We start from the raw sequence: 16484 nt of genomic DNA, 5'->3' as shown, positions 1-16484 counted from the left end.
GGACAGGAGGTAGTCCCCCAACCGAGGCTTCCGGCGCACCTCGTCAGGCGTGCGCGGGCATCTACGTACACGACTACGTCCTGTCGTTCGGTACGCAGAGAGCCGGGTCGCTAGGGTTCGGGGGTGAGCGTGTTGTTCTCGGTTGCTGCCGACAGTTACGAGTGGGCGGTGCGGGAGATCCGGAGCGAGTTCGGCCGCGAGCTGCGGATCGAGCGGGTCAGCGGTGACCTGGGGCGCATCGTCGACGGCCCGGCCGTGGGTGAGCTCGCGGCGGCATGCGACGCGGGGCGGATCGTGTTCGTCCGGCACCTGACTACCGAGATCGCCAGCTTCGACGAGCTGCCCCCGGACTACGAGCTGGCCGAGCTTGTGCTCAGCGCCCTGCCCGACTACCCGAAAGCGCTCGCGGTGCAGGCCTGGACCGATGGCGCAGGCACCGGCGGGTCGTACTACCACCGGCTCGAGGGCGCCCTCACCGAGCGTGGGGTGAGGGTGACCCGCTCCGGGCAGGAGGTCGTCGTCTCGTGCTTCGTGGGCCGCCGAGCGGTCCTGCTCGGGCTGCACCGCCGCGCTGACAGCTTGTCGGACTGGCCGGGTGGGCGGATGCGGTTGGCTCGGGGTGAGGAGCGGGTGTCGCGGTCGGAGTTCAAGTTGGAGGAGGCGATCGCGACCTTCGGGCTGGAGCTTGCGCCGGGTGGGAAGGCGGTCGACCTGGGTGCGTCGCCGGGCGGGTGGACGCGGATCCTGCGGCAGCACGAGCAGGTGGTGTGGTCGGTGGATCCTGGCTCGCTGGACCAGCGGCTGCAGCGTGACCGCGGGATCCATCACGCGGCGACGACGGCCGGGCGGTTCTTCGCGGAGAACCGGGTGCGGTTCCACGTGGTGGTGAACGACATGCGGATGGATCAGGTGATGAGCGCCCAGATGATGGTCGACGCGGCGGCGCACGTGCGCCGCGGCGGACTCGCGATCGTCACGCTGAAGGGCGGCGGGAAGAACCCGCTCGACGGCGCCCGGCGCGGTATCGACGTCCTGCGCCGGCAGTACGACGTACTGCACGCCCGGCAACTGCACCACAACCGGAACGAGATCACCGTCGTGGCCCACAAGGTCTGAGAAGACGCGAAAGAGGCGCCCGGGTGATCCCGGGCGCCTGTTTCAGGCCCTACAACGGAGAGAGCTGGGGTCAGCCGACGACGCGCTGGACCTTGCCGGCCTTGATGCAGGACGTGCAGACCTTCAGGCGGGTCGGGGTGCCCTTGATGAGCGCCCGGACCGGCTGGATGTTGGGGTTGAACCGCCGCGGCGTACGAGCCTTGACCCGACGGATCATCGCGCCCTTACCCAGGCGGGCAACGTTGTTGCCGAACGTCGGCTGCTTGCCGCAGACATCGCACTTCTTAGACATGATTCTCCGTGTTCAGGGTCGTGACACCGACAGACCATGTTACATGCGGCCTGACGCACGACCAATTCGGTCCACACTCGCCGATCAGGCAGTGAGGTAGGCCACTTCCTCGTCCGTGAGAGTGACCGACAGCCCCGGTGTCGAGGTCCGGGTCTCGCTGACGTGCCGCGGCCCGATCAGCGGGAACACCGGGTACGGCTGATGCAACAGCCAAGCAAGCGCGATCGCCGTCGGCTCGACTCCCTTGGCGGCCGCCAGCTCCCGTGCCCGGTCGAGCCTACGGAAGTTCTCGTCGGAGTAGAAACAGCGCACCAGTTCCTCGTCCGACCGGTCCTCCGGTTTCGCCCGCCCAGTGAAGAACCCGCGCGCCTGGCTCGACCACGGGAACAGCGCGACCTGCCGCTCCCGCAGCCACGCCTGCGACTCGTCGTCGGAGACGTGCCGGCAGCCCTTCCACGGTACGTCGTACGCCCGCGCGAGGCCGAGGTGGTTGCTGAGCAGCGTGAACGGCTGCTTGCCGTTGGCCTCGGCGTACGCGTTGGCATCGTCGAACCGCGACAGCGACCAGTTGGAGCCGCCGTACGCCTTGATCCGGCCGGCTTTGAAGTGCTCGTCGAGGACATCGACGAACTCCGCGACCGGGATCTCCTCGTTGTCGCGGTGCATCATGTAGAGGTCGACGTGGTCGGTCTGCAGCCGCTCGAGGCTCTCGTGCAGCTGCCGCGTGATCGACTCCGGATCGCAGTGCGGCGTGTGCGCACCCTTGCCGATGACAACGATCTCGTCGCGGTTGCCGCGGGACGTGATCCACTGACCAAGCAGCTTCTCGCCCCGGCCGCCGCCGTAGATGTAGGCGGTGTCGAACGTCGTTCCGCCGCGCTCGACGAAGTCGTCGAAGACCACCGCGGCGTGGGTGAGCGTCTGCTGGTTGTCGACGCCCATCACGAGCCGGGAGACGGGCTTGTCGAGCCCGGGCACCTTGCCGTAGATCATCGGGGCGTCGGCGCGCTTGGCCAGCGGGCGGCCGGTGGCGGTCGGGATCTTGGCGTCGTCCCGCTCGCTCGCGTACTGCTGCCCGATCGCCGCCCGCCACGCGTCCTGGACGGTCAGGTTGCCGAGGGTGTCGGCCCAGCTCATCTCCGGTGCCTGCCGTTGCTCGATCGCCCGTGCGACCGCCTCGGCCTCGGCCGCGTAGATGAGCGCCGGGTCCGCGGAGATGTCCCGCGGCTCCTCCCCCACCTTGTGCAGGGTGACGTGGGTCGGCTTGCCGTCGCCACCGAACCACGGGTCCTCGACCACCAGATAGCCCTTGCTGCCGAAGATGCGGACCTGGTTCTGGTCCCCGAGCCGCACGCCGGTGCTCACCTGTGCGGTCACGCCGCCCTCGAAGAACAGCGTCGCCACGGTCCATTCGTCGGCGCCGGTTTCGCCGACCGTGCCGACCGCGGTCACCGCGGCCGGGTCGGCGAACGGCTGCCCGGTCGCCGCGCCGGCAATCAGCCGGGCCATCGAGACCGGGTAGCCGCCGACATCGAGAATGCCGCCACCGGCCAGCTCGTCGGCGAAGATCCGCGACTCCGGCCGGAACGACGACGCGAACGCGAACGTCGCCTGGATCTGGTGGACGTTGCCGAGCTCGCCGTCGCGGACCAGCTGGGCGATCAGCTTGGTCTGCGGCAGGCAGCGGTACATGTACGCCTCCATCAGGAAGACGTCGTTGCGGACCGCGGCCTCGATCATCGCCTCGGCCCAGGCCTTGTTGATCGCGAGCGGCTTCTCGCACAGCACGTGCTTGCCGGCCTCGGCGGCCTTGATCGCCCACTCGACGTGCATCGGGTGCGGCGTCGCGATGTAGACCGCGTCCACGGTCTCGTCGGCGAGCAGGTCCTCGTACGACGCGTGCCGGTTGGCGATGTCCCACTTGTCGGCGAAGGCGTTGGCGGAGTCGATCGACCGGCTGCCGACGGCGACGACCGAGTTCGTCGGCGAGGTCGGCACCTGGCTGGCGAACCGGGACGCGATGTTCCCGGTGCCGAGGATGCCCCAGCGGAGCTTGGTGTCAGTCAAGACGTGTCCCGTTTTCTTTGTCGGTATGGATCAGAATTTCATGGCGCCGGCGGCCAGATCGGAGATGAAGTGCCGGCCGCCGATCAGGAAGACCCCGATCAACGGTATGACGCTCATCAGGGCGCCGGCCATGACCATGGAGTAGTCGGTGCCGTAGATGCCGTTGAGCTGGTCCAGGGCGACCTGCAGGGTGAGCCGGTTCGGGTCGGTCATCACGATCAGCGGCCAGAGGTAGTCGTTCCAGACGTTGATGAAGGTGAAGATGCCGAGGAACGCGAGGCCGGGCCGCAGTACCGGCAGGCCGACCGTCAGGTACTGCCGGAAGAATCCGGCCCCGTCGACCTTGGCGGCCGAGATCAGCTCGTCCGGGATCGCGCCGGCGGCGTACTGGCGCATCCAGAAGATGCCGAACGCGTTCGCCGCGCCCGGGATGATGAGTGCCTTCAGCGACCCGATCCAGCCGAACTCCGCGAGTGTGACGAACTGCGGCACCAGCGACAGCTGGGTCGGGATCATGAAGGTTGCCAGCAGCAACCCGAAGAGAAAGTTGCGGCCGGGGAACTCGTACTTCGCGAACGCGAACGCGGCCAGCGAGTCGAAGAACAGGATGAGGACGGTGACGCCGAGGGAGGCGATCAGGGTGAGCAGCATCGCTCCGAAGAAGTCGATGTTGTCGAGCACCTTGCCCATGTTCTCGAACAGGTGGGAGCCGATCACCAGCTTCGGCGGGTAGCTGAAGATGTCCGGTGTGGTGTTCGAGGCCATCACCAGCATCCAGTAGAACGGGAAGATCGAGACGACGACGCCGAGCATCAAGACGATGTGCCCGATCGTGGTGCGGATGCGCTCAATGGACATCGGCGGCCTCCTTCGTGGTCTGCTGTGCTTCCTCCTGCTGTTCGGCCTGCTGGGCGGCCTTCTGGGCGGCGATGTTGCGTTCGGCCCGGCGGGCGGCGCGACGGGCGATCCGCTCGTTGTCCCGGCCGCCGATCAGTCGCCAGTTGATGATCGAGAACAGCACGATGAGGATGAACAGCGCCCAGCCGATCGCGGCGCCGTACCCGAACTGGTTGTTGATGAACGCGCTCTGGTACAGGTACGACACGATCGTCATACCGGCGTTGCCGGGGCCGCCGATGTTGTTGGTGTCACCGAACAGAACCCGGGATTCGGTGAAGATCTGCAGTCCGCCGATGGTCGAGGTGACCGCGGTGAACAGGATCACCGGCCGCAGCATCGGCACAGTGATCCGCCAGAACACCTGCCGTGAACTGGCGCCGTCGACCTTGGCCGCCTCGTACACGTCGGCCGAGATCGCCTGCAGGCCGGCCAGGAAGATGATCGCGTTGTAGCCGACCCACCGCCAGGTGACGATGGTGGCGATCGCGATCTTGATCCCCCACGGCTGGGTCAACCATTCGACCTTGCCCAGGCCGACCGACTGCAGGAACGCGTTCAGCAGGCCGAAGTTGTTGCTGAAGATCGATCCGAACACCAGGGTGACCGCGACCACCGAGGTGACGTTGGGGATGAAGTAGGCGATCCGGTAGAAGCTGCGGAACCGGGTGGCGTTGTGCAACGCGTTGGCGATCACGAGCGCGAGCAGCAACATCGGCACGGTCGACAGCACCCAGATGATCAGCGTGTTGCCGATCGCCTGCCAGAACTTCGGATCGCCGAGCAGGTAGCTGTACTGCTGCAGGCCGACCCAGGTCATCGACCCGATGCCGTCCCAGTCGTGGAACGAGATCCAGATCGAGAACAGCACCGGGAAGGCGCCGAAGATCGCGAACAGGATGAAGAACGGCGCGACGGCGGCGTACTGCGGGAACGCCTGGCGATACTTGCCCGGCGGCTTGGCGGTAGTGGTGTCGGTGCTGCGGACGGTCACGGGAAGTGTTTTGGTGGCAGTCATCTCAGATCGCCCCCGCCCGGGTCAGTTCACGCTCGACCTGGTGCTGTGCGTCGTTCCAGGCCTGGTTCGGTGACTTGCCGGCCACTTCGACGTTCACGAGTTCGGCGCTGATCGGCGCACCGATGATCGAGTCGTACGGCGAGAAATAGGCGCCCGGGTACTTCGTCGCCGACTCCGCGAACACCTCGACGATCTTCTGACCGCCGAAGAACGGATCCGGCGCGGCGAGCCGGGAATCGGTGTAGCTGGCCGGAGTTGACGGAAACAGCACTGGGTCGAGGAACGCCTGGGCCTGGTTCTTCGCCGACTCCAGCCAGCTGATGAACGCGAAGGCCGCCTCGGGGTTCTTGCAGTACTTCGTGATGCCCAGGAAGGACCCGCCGCGGTTGCCGGCGCCACCAGGAGCCGCCGTCACCCGCCAGAGTCCCTTGGTCTTGGGCGCCGCGTTCTTCGGGCCGAGCTGGGCCCACCAGACCGCGGCGTTGAAGGCGACCAGCTTGCCGTTCGTCACGACCGCGTCCGCGTCGGTCGAACCGTCCTGCGCGTTGGCGGACAGCCCTTCCTTGACCACGCGGATGGCCAGGTCGAACGCCTCCCGGACGTGGTCCTGGTCGCCGATGTACTGCCCGTCCACGGTCATGTACCGCTTCGGCTGCTGCGCCATCCGGTAGGAGAAGATGCTGTTGATGTTGTCGGTGATCGACGCGCCGGGGACGGCCTGCTTCACCTTCTTTCCGAGCGCGATGTAGGTGTCCCAGTCCGGCGCGAGCCCGGCGACCGCGGCGGGGTCGATGTCGATGCCGGCCTTGCTGAAGACGTCGGTGCGGTAGAACAGCGCGGTCGGACCGGTGTCCATCGGGTAGGCCATCATCTTGTTGTCCGGCGTGACGCCGAGCTTCCATTTCCAGGGCAGGAACTCGCTCTCGCGCTCCTTGGCGCCGAGTTCGAACAGGTCGTGGAACTGGTCGGCGTTCGGGAAGTACGTCGCCACGTCGTCGTTGATCGCGACGATGTCGGGAACCAGCGACTTGCCGGCCAGCGAGGTCAGCACCTTGGTCTTGTAGTTGCTGCCGATCCGGGTCATCGACAGCCGCAGCCCGTCGTGCCCCGGGATCGCCTTCTCCGCTTGGCCGATCAGGTCGTCGTTCACCGATCCGACCCAGGTCCACATGCTCAGCTCGTCGGATCCGCCGAGCGAACTTCGGGAGCCACATCCGCTCAGACCGGTGCTCGCGGCCGCGGCGCCGGCACCGAACGCGAGGAACTTCCTTCTGCTCAGACTCATACGCCTCACCTGGCGCTTTCTGTTGTTTTTCGCCGGAAGGTGTCCAGATATGTTTACGTAGCCACAAGGTAAGCGCATACCGACTGAACCGGTCAAGGCCCCGGGCTGACAGGATGGATTCATGCCGACGACCTCTGTCACCGCCGTCCTGTTCGACGCCGACGGCGTGCTCCAGCGCCCCAGCCAGGACTGGTTCGCCCGCCTGAACTCCCTCGTCCCCGCCGACAGCGAGACCTTTCTGGCCGAGCTGATGGCCGCGGAGAAGCCCAGCCTGGTCGGCAAGGTCGACTTCCGGGACGCACTCGCCGAGGTCCTGCAGCGCTGGAACTCCACCGCGACGGTGGAGGAGGCGCTCGAGCCGTGGCACTGGTTCGAGGCGGAGCCGGCCGTGGTGTCGTTGATCCAGGAGCTGCGCGCCGCCGGGATCGGGTGCCACCTCGCGACCAACCAGCAGGCGTACCGACGGTCGCTCATGCACGACGAGCGCGGGTACGGCGAGTGGTTCGACCAGAGCTTCTACTCGTGCGATCTGGGGCTGGCCAAGCCTGATCCGGCGTACTTCCGGGCGATCCTGGCCGCGATCGACGTACCGGCGTCGTCGGTACTGTTCATCGACGACAACGAAGCCAATGTGGCGGGCGCTGCGAGCGTCGGGCTGCACGCTGAGGTGTACGACCTGTCGACCGGGGTGGACACGTTGGTGGGGCTGCTGCGCCGTTACGGGTTGCCGATTCCGGGCTGACCTCTTGTGAGGCGGTGACGGCTTGTGGCATGGTCTCGGGGCAGATGACAACGTAGGACAGTCCACCAGCCGCTCCCTGGAGGCACCGCATGTCCGATCGACGACGTCTCACCCGCCGGCACGCCCTCGGCCTGACCGCGGGGTTGGGCCTGGCGTCCCTTGCTCCGTCAGTCGCCGTGCCTTCCTTCGCTTCCGCCTCCACTGGTGCGGCCTACCCCAAGGGGCAGCGGCCGCGGCTGCTGAACGTGCTGACCGAGGACTCGCTGAGCCCCGCTGAGCGGACGCTCGCGACCACGCTGCAAGGGCTGCTGGCCCGCCGCGGTGGCGAGTCGCTCTACCTGAACATCCCGTCGCTCGGTTACCAGATCTGGCTGGACGACATCGTCTCCCGGTACGGCGTTCGCACGCGTCCCGGCGACCTGTGGACAACCGTCACCCGGTCCGGCATCGACGGATATGTTCTCTTCCGAACGGGCACCCCGTCGGTCAACGTCGCGACCACGCTCTCCGGATTGACCGGTGCGGTGGCCGTCGAGGAGAGCCTGGAGGCGCTCGCCGTCCAGCACGGACTGCGCAAGGTGCTGGACGTGCGGGACAAGGACGACCGCTGGGTGCTGGACAACTACTGGCCACGGTTGCGGCACGACGTCGCGATCGAGCAGAAGGGAGACTGGCCGGAGCGACTGCGGGACTACGTGACGATGGCGGGGACGCTCGCCTTCTTCGACGGCAACTCGGACTTCCGCGCCGAGGTGGTCGACGCGCTCGACGACGACGCCACCGTGATCGGCTGGGGCGACGCATCGAACGGCGAGGACGCGTTCATCGGCGTGAACTCGGCAGCCGGCGTCAAAGCCCTGCCCGCCGACCACGCCCGCAACCTGTCGGTGCTGTCGGGCATCCGGGAAGACCGCTTGACGCAGAGCGGAGGGGGTGGGGGGAGGGCCCTCGAACCGGACCCGAATGCCCACTACGTCACCTTTCTGATCACCGATGGGGACAACATTCAGTGGATGCTCGGGGACTTCCCGACCGACCCGCGGTGGTTCGGGAGTCCTCGGCGCGGGGAGGTCGACCTGGGTTGGGGCATCTCGCCGTCGCTGATCGATCTCGCCCCCTCGGTGATGCGCTGGTACTACGACCAGTCGCGCAAGGACCGCTGGGTCGTCGGACCGTCGGGCGGCGGCTACATGTACCCGAGCCGCTACCCCGCTGCCGCGCTGGACAAGCACACCGCGTCCCTGGCCAAGGCGATGGGCCGTGCAGACCTCTCCGTCGCACAGATCATCGACTTCGATGCGTTCGAGAACACCAGCCTGTGGTCGTCGTACCTCAAGCGCCGTGAGATCGACGGGCTCATCTACCTCGAGTACTCCCGCTACGACGGCCTGAAGGGCAAGGTCGTCTGGTCCGAGGGCAAGCCGGTCATCTCCGCCCGCACGATGCTCTGGGACGGGCTCGACGGCGCCGACGAGGCCTCAGTGACGGCCGAACTCAACGCAGCCACGCGGAACCCGCACTCCACGGCCGGCTACTCGGTGGTCGTCTGGCACGCGTGGAGCAAGTCCGTCGACAACGTGCTGGCTGTTGTCGACGGACTCGACCCCCACGTGAAGGTCGTTCCGCCGGACACCTTGGTAAAGATGGTCGGGCAGTACGCGCGACCGTGAACACCTTCTGGTGACCGTGCACAGGTCATGCCGTGTCCGCGGTCCCCACATCCTGTCCGCAGCCCCGGCCCACCCTGGAGGCCCGGGACCTCGGAAGCGGGTGGGGCGCTGGCGCGACGTTGTGCACGGGTCGACCACGTGTCCGCGTGTCTGGTGGTTGATGGGTGCTCAGAGTCGTGGGAGCTACGGCGAGCGGGCCGCGCGGAGCGGTCAGCTGTCAGCGACGGCCTGGCCGGGTGCTACTAGAGAGTGCGGTAGTAGACGGCGACCGGGAGTTTGATGCAGCCGAGGCTTTCGTAGAGGGCACGGGCGGGGGCGTGGAAGTCGTCTCCGCCCGTGCCGATCTCGACGACTTCCGCGCCCAGGCTTCGCATCCCGTCGAACGCGTGCTCACACAGCGCGGTGCCGAGGTTCTCCCGGCGGTGCTGCGCTGCGACGGCGAGGATGGTCACCTCGCCATGCCGCCGGTCGGGCTCGACGGCCCAGGCCACGTAGCCGGCGAGTACGCCGCTCTCTTCGGCGATCACGACGTACTTGTGCTGGTCCGGATCATGCAGCCCGGCGACCTGCTTGTGATAGTCGTCGCGCCAGTTGCCGTGCTGGATGCCGAAGATCGTCTCGCCGACCAGCGGACGGAACGAGCCCTCGTAGAACGGGCCGAACGTCTCGATGGTGAACTCGATCAGCCGGGGCAGGTCAGAGTGAACGTACGAACGAATAAACATGAAGTGTGCCTCTCGCACTGAAGGGAATCGGGCGCGCGTGACCCACCTCGCAGCTCGCGCTGCGACGGGTCGACCTTCAGCGGCGGGTACGTCCCGCGGCGAAACACTCCATGCACGTCATGCTACGTGACCCGACCGCAGCGTCGTCGCTGCACGCTGGTGCCGAGAGCGCCTCGGCCCGCGGCTCAGGACGAAGAGGGTTGCGAGGAGCGGGAGGGTGACGAGGTACGCCGTACGAAGGTCGAGGACGCGAGCCAGTACGGCGAGGAGAGCCGGGGCGATCAGGATGGCGATGCCGGAGGCGAGGGCTCCGACGGCTGCAAGGCGGGCGGGGCTGAGGCCGGGTGTCGCGACCAGCGCGGCGAGGGTGATCGGGTAGAGCGGCGCTATGCCGAAGCCGGCCACTCCCAGTCCGAGCGCCACTGCCGCGGGCGAGTCGAACAGACTGACGAGCAACGTGCCGGCGATCGCCAGGAGTCCACTGGGTACGACGGGGGACCATGCCCGCCAGTGGATTGGACCGATTGCCCGGCCGACCGCCATGCCGATCGGGAAGGCACTCCCCAGCAGGGCAGCTGTTGCCGTCGGCAACCCGGTGGAGACCAGGCGGGCCACCGCCCAGACCACGAAGCAGAACTCGACGGCGACGGCCAGCACGATCCGCAACCAGCCGCGACCGACCTCCAGAACCACCGCCCTCCCCAGCCTGCGAGGCACGAGTCCCTTGAGACCACGTCCGGTCCGCCGCCCGAACCACCGCTTGCCGAGACCCACTGCCGGAGCCGAGTCGATGAGTACGGGTACGGGCGCCTCCCTGACCGGGGGCGATGGTGAGGCCGTGCGCCAGGTGAGAACGGCCAGGAGGAGCAGGGGTGGGACGGCGGCCAGGATGGCGAGGCGGCCAGTGGGGCCTAGTGAGTCGAGGGCGCCAATGGCGAGCGGGGCGAGGATGCCGGCGCCGCTGGCGACCGCATTGACCCGGCTGAGACGGGCAGCCGCTGTGGGACCGTTCAGCATCAGTGGCGCGACCAGGACGAGCAGTGCGCCGCCCAGCCCGATACACAGTCCGCCGGCGACCGCCACGGCGTACACCGGGGCCAGAGCAAGGAGCACTATGCCGGCGGAGCAGACAACCGACCCCAGCGCGAGGACGGTGCTGATCGGCCAGGTGCGGAGCAGTCGTGGACCGACCAGCGCGACGATCAGGAGGCCGATCGCGAAACCCGACGACAGCAGAGCCAACCGACTGGTCGGTTCGTCCAGATCGCGCGCGAGGATCGCGATGCAGGCTCCCAGTCCGGCCAGCACGAACCCCATCGACGAGAGCCCGATTCCGATCTGGACCTCATCGCGGCGGATCCGCACTCCGGACATCTCGGGGATCTCGGCGCTCATTCGACGTGTGCGGTGAACAAGGCGACGAGGCGGTGCAGGTCGGGCAGTTCGATGTCGGCGGTCGTCCCCTTCAGGCCGGCCGTGACCGCACCGGCCGCGCGGCCGGCGGCCAGCCCGACCTCGGTGTCCTCGACCACCAGACACTGCTCAGCAGGTACGCCGACCAGCTCGGCGGCCCGCAGATACCCCTCCGGATCCGGCTTGCCCCGGCTGACGTCGTCGACGGTGACCAGGATCGACGGAGAGATCCCGGTAGCTCCGAGGCGGACCTTCGCCAGCCGGGTGGACGCACTCGTGAAGACGGCCCACGGCAGACCGAGCCGCTCCAGCACCTCGATCAACTCGTGGGCACCAGGTGCAGGCACGACGTCGGTCAGGTCCTCGCACTCGAGATCCAGCAGCCGCGCCGCGGCAGCGGACACCTCCGCCGGCGCGAGATCGGGCCGCAGCCGCGCGATCGTCGCCTCGGACGGACTGCCGTGAGCGATCGCCAGTGCGTCGGCCGGCCGTACGCCGTACTCCTCCGCCCAGAGCGTCCAGGTCCGGTCGACGGCACCGTCGGAGTCGACCAGGGTGCCGTCCATGTCGAACAGCACCGCGCGGATGTCGGGAAGCCCCATCACCCCTCCAATTAAACTCGTCCCACGAGCATAAGGTAGAAGGATGCTATGACTCCAGTGCGCCGGGGACAGTGGCAGACGGCTTCCGACGTACTGGTGCGGGTGAGCCGTCAGCCGGGGATCACGCGTGCCGCGGTGGCGCGCGAGCTGCGGCTGAGCACGAGTTCGGCGACTGAGGTGACCGCTCGGCTACGCGACGTACGGCTGCTGACCGAGGCGCCGGCGCCCAGTCAGGGGCGGGGACGGCCGACGACAGTACTGCGGGCGCACCCTCAAGGGCCTGTGGGGCTCGGACTGGACCTGAGGCAGGGCAGTTGGCGCAGTGCTGTGGTCTCGCTCGACGGGTCGTTCCTGGAGCAGCAGTCCAGGCGGCACCGAAGCCGACGTTCCCAGGTCGTGCTCAGCAACCTGCAGAAGGAGGTAGAGCGGACACACCGGCAGTACGGCGCTCGGTTGCGGGTCGTCAGCCTGGCGGCGCCGGGCACCATCCGGGACAACCGTTTGATGCAGGCGCCGACGCTGGACTGGGCCGAGCTTGACCTCGAGACCGTCACAGCTCGGACCGGGATACCACTACTCGCCGGCAACGACGCGACCCTGAGCGGTGTGGCCGAAGCGCGCACGGGTGCTGCCGCGGGAGCCGGTACGGCGTTGCACCTCATCGTCGAGGTGGGTCTCGGCGGCACTCTGATCATCGACGGCGTACCAGCGCAGGGAGCGTCGGGCGCCGGCGGTGAGTACGGGCATGTCCCGTTCGGGGATCGCACTCGGTCGTGCCCATGCGGTGCGCGCGGCTGCTGGGACCTGGACATCGACGGGCGCGCACTGGCCAGGCATCTCAAGGAGACCGCACCGGACGATCCGTACGCCTATGCCGAGGCTGTGCTCCGCCGCACCGACCGTGCAGCGGCCCGGGCAGTCGCCAAGGTGGTTACGGCATTGGGCACCGGCATCGCCGGTCTGGTCAACGCACACGACCCCGACGTGGTCACGCTGGGCGGTCTGGCCATCCCACTCCGCGCTGCCGCCGAGACGTCGTTCGAGCAGGCCTACCTAGCCGGTCTGATGACCTTCCACCGCAGCTCTCCCCCACCGGTCCTTTCTGCCACACACCAACCAGACGGCCCGCTCCGCGGTGCGGCAGCTCTGGCACTCGACCACCTCACCAGCGAGCCCTCCATAGCGACTTGGGCCGCTAGTCAGTAGTGGTCTCCTCCACTGCCGGAGGCGGCTCGGGCTTAGCCTTGGAGACGATCGGCGGCTCCACCTCCGCGAGGATGGTGATGAGGTCGAGCCGGTGGTGCTGAATCTCGTGGGCGGTGTGGCGGATGATCCAGCCCAGCGTGCGCGGCGCACGCACCGGGTAGTTGTAGAGGCCGAGCTTGCCGAGCTGCGGCGGGGTCAGCACCCGTGCGGCGGCACCGAACTCGCGGGCGAACCGCACCAGCGCGGCCGCCACCTCCATCGGGTCCTGGAGCTCGTACTTGAGCTGCTTCACCCGACCGGTCCGGTCCATCGGCGCGTACACCGGCCGGTCCTCCGCCAGGCATTGCGCGATCCGGTGCCGCTGCGTCTCGAGTACGTCGCGCACGTGGCAGGCGTACTCGATCGCCGACCACACGTCGGGCTCCGGCCGCAGCCGTACGACGTTCGGATCCGGACCGGCCGCGGCCTTGGTCAGAGCCATGCTGCAGTCCGCCGCCTGCCGGATGAGCAGGGTCACCGTGCCCTGCAGGTCACCCGTGTCGTAGTTGAAGCCGCACTGCTCGCAGTACCCGTCCACCGGGGGCTGCTGCTTCGTCAACTGCCACTCCCTCGAAATCTCCACGCGTGATCGACCGGACCGATTCCACCACCGAGCGCGAACCCGGCCGAGATCGCCCCGGTCACGTACTCCTTCGCAGCACCGACCGCACTCGGTACGTCGTACCCACGCGCCAGGTACGACGCGATGGCGCTGGCCAAGGTGCATCCGGTGCCGTGGGTGTGCCGGTTGTCCGCCCGGACCGCGCTGTAGGACCGTCGTACCCCAGGACCGTGCAGCACGTCCACTGCCGCCGTACCGACGTCGTGGCCGCCCTTCACCAGGACCCACGTGGCTCCGGCGTCCATGAGCAGCTTCGCGGCGAGCTCACGGTCCTCGATGGTCTCCAACTCGATTCCGGCGACCGGTCCGAGCTCGGTCAGGTTCGGCGTCAGGACGGTTGCCAGCGGCACGATCTCGGTCCGTACGGCGTCCATCGCGTCGGCGGCCAGCAGCGCATCACCGTGCTTGGACACCGACACCGGGTCGACCACCACCGGCACGGACGACGGCAGCGTCCGTAGCAGGGACGCCACCACGCCGGCCATCCGCGCAGACGCCAGCATGCCGGTCTTCACCGCATCCACACCGATGTCGTCCACGACACTGTGGAACTGGGCGCGGACCTGCTCCTCCGGCAGCTCCCACGCACCCTGCACGCCGAGACTGTTCTGCGCCGTGATCGCGGTCAGCACGCTCATGCCATGGACCCCGTTGGCCAGCATGGACTTGAGGTCGGCCTGGATTCCCGCTCCGCCGCCGGAGTCCGAACCGGCGATCGTGAGCACCCTGGGCAATCGACTCATCTCAGCTCCTGAAGTGGGCGTGACCGGACTCCTCGGCGTACGCCGCGCCATCCACGGTGACCGTTCCGGCCGGCCGTTCCTCGTTGCCCTCAGCAACCGAACCGATGACGGTCCAGCCCTCGGGTACGTCCGCGGGCTCGAAGGTGCCGACCAGTGCGTGGTCCTCACCACCGGTCAGCACGAACTTCAGCGCGTCGACACCTGTCGCGGCCGCCACCGCCTGCAGCGGCTCCGGCACGGCCAGCGCGTGCGAGTGTACGTCGATGACCACCTGACTCCGGGTCGCGATGTGGCCGAGATCTGCGAGCAGTCCGTCACTCACGTCACACAGCGACGACGCACCGGCCAGCGCGGCCCGCGGACCTTCGACGTACGGCGGCTGCGGGCGGCGGTGCGCTTCCACGACCGACCGGGGCGAACGGAAGCCGCGGGTCAGGACCGTGTAGCCGGCCTCGGCCCAGCCCAGCCGGCCGATGTACGCGACCTCGTCACCGGGGCGCGCACCGGAGCGCAGCACCGGTGCGCGGCCGTCGAGCGACCCGAAGGCTGTCACCGAAACGACGATCTTGTCCGACTGCACGGTGTCGCCGCCGACGATGTGCACATCGACCAGTTCGCACTCGTCCGCCAGGCCCTGGTTGAGCTCCAGCGCCCAAGCGGTCGCCAGGTCGGCCGGTGCGCCGAAGCCGACCACCATGGAGGTCGGCCGCGCGCCCATCGCCACCACATCGGCCAGGTTCTGCGCGGCAGCCTTGCGGCCCACGTCGTACGCCGACGACCAGTCCCGGCGGAAGTGGCGGCCCTCCACCAGCAGGTCCGTCGTGATCACCATCCGCCCGTCCGGCACCGCCACCACGGCCGCGTCGTCACCAGGCCCGACCAGGACGTCCTCACTTGTGGACAGCCCCTTGGTGACGGCCTCGATCAGGCCGAACTCACCCGTGCTCCCCAACGTCTCTGTCACGTCAACAGACCTCCCATATCGCCAGTGGGAGTCTAGGCGGTGTCTGGTGATCCCACGCCGTAGCGAGCAGGTGCTCGGTGCGGTGCATCGGCGTGCTGGAGCGAAGGTCTCGATGCGGCGCATCGTGGCCTTTGCTCCAGTGCGGCGAGGTGCCGTGCCGAGTGCCGCGCAGTAGGCGGGGGATTACCAGACACCGCCTTAGGCGGTACCGTGACCGGGCAACGAAGAGTACGCCCGGCCGCCGCCCAGTACCGCGGCCGGAGCCAGCTGAGGACGACTGAGTGGAGAACGACGTGGTGGTCCAGGCCTACATCCTGATCCAGACCGAGGTCGGCCGGGCGGCCGACGTCGCCGCACAGATCGCCGAGGTCCAGGGTGTCACCCTGGCCGAGGACGTCACCGGTCCGTACGACGTGATCGTCCGCGCGGAAGCCCGCAACGTCGACGAACTGGGCAAGCTGGTCGTTGCCCGGGTCCAGAACGTGCCTGGCATCACCCGCACCCTGACCTGTCCCGTCGTTCACATCTGAGCTGGTTGCCCGAGGTCCCGCCGTCCTTCAGCATGCCCAAAGTCCTGTTCGCCGCACTCGGTCTGGCCGGTCTGGTCGTTCTGGCCGCGTGCAGTCCGGGAGCCGTGCCTGTCGCCGTACCGTCTCCCGCGCCCGAGGTCGCTGCGGTCTGTGAGCAGCTGGTGGCGGCGCTGCCCGACCAGGTGCTGGACGCCGACCGCCGCAAGACCGAGCCGCCCAGCCCGCTGACCACCGCGTACGGCGATCCGCCGATCGAGATCACCTGCGGAGTCGCACCGCCGGCGGGGATGGCCGAGGCGCAGTCGCAGTGCTTCGAGGTGAACGGCGTCGGCTGGTTCGCCAAGGAGGCCGGCAACGGGGTCATCTTCACGACCATCGGCCGCGAGGTCTATGTCGAGGTCGCGGTCCCGGCGAAGTACGACCCCGAGGCGAACGCGCTGACCGACGTCGCCGACGCTGTCCACAGGTTCGACAAAGTCATCACTCCCTGTACCTGACGACGGCATACTCCCTGTCGAGAAGGAAATTCGTCCGCACTCGGTGTCCGGTTCGG

17 protein-coding genes are annotated in these 16484 nt (G+C 68.1%); 6 read left to right on the top strand and 11 right to left on the bottom strand.

What is annotated here, in order from left to right; genetic code table 11:
• Window positions 1–123 precede the first annotated feature (123 nt).
• A complete protein-coding gene (locus ACIBG5_RS25960) occupies window positions 124–1116 on the top strand; it encodes an SAM-dependent methyltransferase (protein ID WP_396394041.1) in 993 nt (330 codons plus the stop codon).
• Window positions 1117–1186: 70 nt separating this feature from the next.
• Here ACIBG5_RS25960 and rpmB read toward each other — a convergent pair whose 3' ends face one another.
• The 5 genes from rpmB to ACIBG5_RS25935 form a co-directional block, all read right to left on the bottom strand.
• Window positions 1187–1408: a 50S ribosomal protein L28 gene (gene rpmB, locus ACIBG5_RS25955; protein WP_131355194.1), complete on the bottom strand. Its 222-nt coding sequence runs from the start codon at window positions 1406–1408 to the stop codon at window positions 1187–1189.
• 84 nt (window positions 1409–1492) lie between these two features.
• Window positions 1493–3475, bottom strand: coding sequence for an aldo/keto reductase (locus ACIBG5_RS25950; protein WP_396394040.1), 1983 nt, complete (start codon window positions 3473–3475; stop codon window positions 1493–1495).
• Window positions 3476–3505: 30 nt separating this feature from the next.
• The gene (locus ACIBG5_RS25945; RefSeq protein WP_396394039.1) at window positions 3506–4333 is read right to left on the bottom strand and encodes a carbohydrate ABC transporter permease; all 828 of its coding nucleotides are present in this window, start codon (window positions 4331–4333) and stop codon (window positions 3506–3508) included.
• The gene (locus tag ACIBG5_RS25940; RefSeq protein ID WP_396394038.1) at window positions 4323–5390 is read right to left on the bottom strand and encodes a carbohydrate ABC transporter permease; all 1068 of its coding nucleotides are present in this window, start codon (window positions 5388–5390) and stop codon (window positions 4323–4325) included. Before ACIBG5_RS25940 ends, ACIBG5_RS25945 begins: the two co-directional genes overlap by 11 nt.
• Before the next feature lies 1 nt (window position 5391).
• Window positions 5392–6675 (bottom strand): ABC transporter substrate-binding protein, encoded by a 1284-nt coding sequence (locus ACIBG5_RS25935; protein WP_396394037.1) that lies wholly within the window; start codon window positions 6673–6675, stop codon window positions 5392–5394.
• A 121-nt stretch (window positions 6676–6796) separates the two neighbouring features.
• On the opposite strand from ACIBG5_RS25935, the gene ACIBG5_RS25930 reads away from it, so the two are divergent.
• Window positions 6797–7417 carry an HAD-IA family hydrolase gene (locus tag ACIBG5_RS25930; RefSeq protein WP_360451978.1) on the top strand — a complete coding sequence of 207 codons (621 nt, stop codon included), beginning with the start codon at window positions 6797–6799 and terminating at the stop codon, window positions 7415–7417.
• An 89-nt stretch (window positions 7418–7506) separates the two neighbouring features.
• Window positions 7507–9087, top strand: a complete 1581-nt coding sequence (locus ACIBG5_RS25925) for a GxGYxYP domain-containing protein (protein WP_396394036.1) — start codon at window positions 7507–7509, stop codon at window positions 9085–9087.
• 242 nt (window positions 9088–9329) lie between these two features.
• Here ACIBG5_RS25925 and ACIBG5_RS25920 read toward each other — a convergent pair whose 3' ends face one another.
• The 3 genes from ACIBG5_RS25920 to ACIBG5_RS25910 form a co-directional block, all read right to left on the bottom strand.
• A complete protein-coding gene (locus ACIBG5_RS25920) occupies window positions 9330–9812 on the bottom strand; it encodes a GNAT family N-acetyltransferase (RefSeq protein ID WP_396394035.1) in 483 nt (160 codons plus the stop codon).
• A 117-nt stretch (window positions 9813–9929) separates the two neighbouring features.
• Window positions 9930–11207 carry an MFS transporter gene (locus ACIBG5_RS25915; RefSeq protein WP_396394034.1) on the bottom strand — a complete coding sequence of 426 codons (1278 nt, stop codon included), beginning with the start codon at window positions 11205–11207 and terminating at the stop codon, window positions 9930–9932.
• Entirely contained in the window at window positions 11204–11827 is a 624-nt protein-coding gene (locus ACIBG5_RS25910) for an HAD-IA family hydrolase (RefSeq protein ID WP_396394033.1), read from the bottom strand. Before ACIBG5_RS25910 ends, ACIBG5_RS25915 begins: the two co-directional genes overlap by 4 nt.
• Window positions 11828–11875: 48 nt before the next feature.
• Between ACIBG5_RS25910 and ACIBG5_RS25905 the strand changes: the two genes are divergently transcribed.
• Entirely contained in the window at window positions 11876–13033 is a 1158-nt protein-coding gene (locus ACIBG5_RS25905; RefSeq protein WP_396394032.1) for an ROK family protein, read from the top strand.
• On the opposite strand, the gene ACIBG5_RS25900 is transcribed toward ACIBG5_RS25905, so the two are convergent.
• The 3 genes from ACIBG5_RS25900 to ACIBG5_RS25890 are packed head-to-tail and all read right to left on the bottom strand — an operon-like array spanning window position 13023 to window position 15401.
• Window positions 13023–13631, bottom strand: coding sequence for a DinB family protein (locus ACIBG5_RS25900; protein WP_396394031.1), 609 nt, complete (start codon window positions 13629–13631; stop codon window positions 13023–13025). The genes ACIBG5_RS25905 and ACIBG5_RS25900 overlap by 11 nt on opposite strands.
• Window positions 13628–14437 (bottom strand): bifunctional hydroxymethylpyrimidine kinase/phosphomethylpyrimidine kinase, encoded by an 810-nt coding sequence (gene thiD, locus ACIBG5_RS25895; RefSeq protein ID WP_396394030.1) that lies wholly within the window; start codon window positions 14435–14437, stop codon window positions 13628–13630. Before thiD ends, ACIBG5_RS25900 begins: the two co-directional genes overlap by 4 nt.
• 1 nt (window position 14438) lies before the next feature.
• Entirely contained in the window at window positions 14439–15401 is a 963-nt protein-coding gene (locus tag ACIBG5_RS25890) for a thiamine-phosphate kinase (RefSeq protein WP_396394029.1), read from the bottom strand.
• Between the two features lie 296 nt (window positions 15402–15697).
• Between ACIBG5_RS25890 and ACIBG5_RS25885 the strand changes: the two genes are divergently transcribed.
• Together ACIBG5_RS25885 and ACIBG5_RS25880 are read left to right on the top strand one after the other, a co-directional pair.
• Window positions 15698–15931, top strand: a complete 234-nt coding sequence (locus ACIBG5_RS25885) for an Lrp/AsnC family transcriptional regulator (protein ID WP_198682133.1) — start codon at window positions 15698–15700, stop codon at window positions 15929–15931.
• A gap of 32 nt (window positions 15932–15963) precedes the next feature.
• Complete coding sequence (locus tag ACIBG5_RS25880) at window positions 15964–16428, top strand: DUF3515 domain-containing protein (protein WP_396394028.1); 465 nt, start codon at window positions 15964–15966, stop codon at window positions 16426–16428.
• Window positions 16429–16484 lie beyond the last annotated feature (56 nt).

It is taken from the genome of Kribbella sp. NPDC050241 (genome assembly GCF_044459685.1).
GTDB lineage: Bacteria > Actinomycetota > Actinomycetes > Propionibacteriales > Kribbellaceae > Kribbella.
This window is presented reverse-complemented; position numbering and strand designations above follow the sequence as displayed.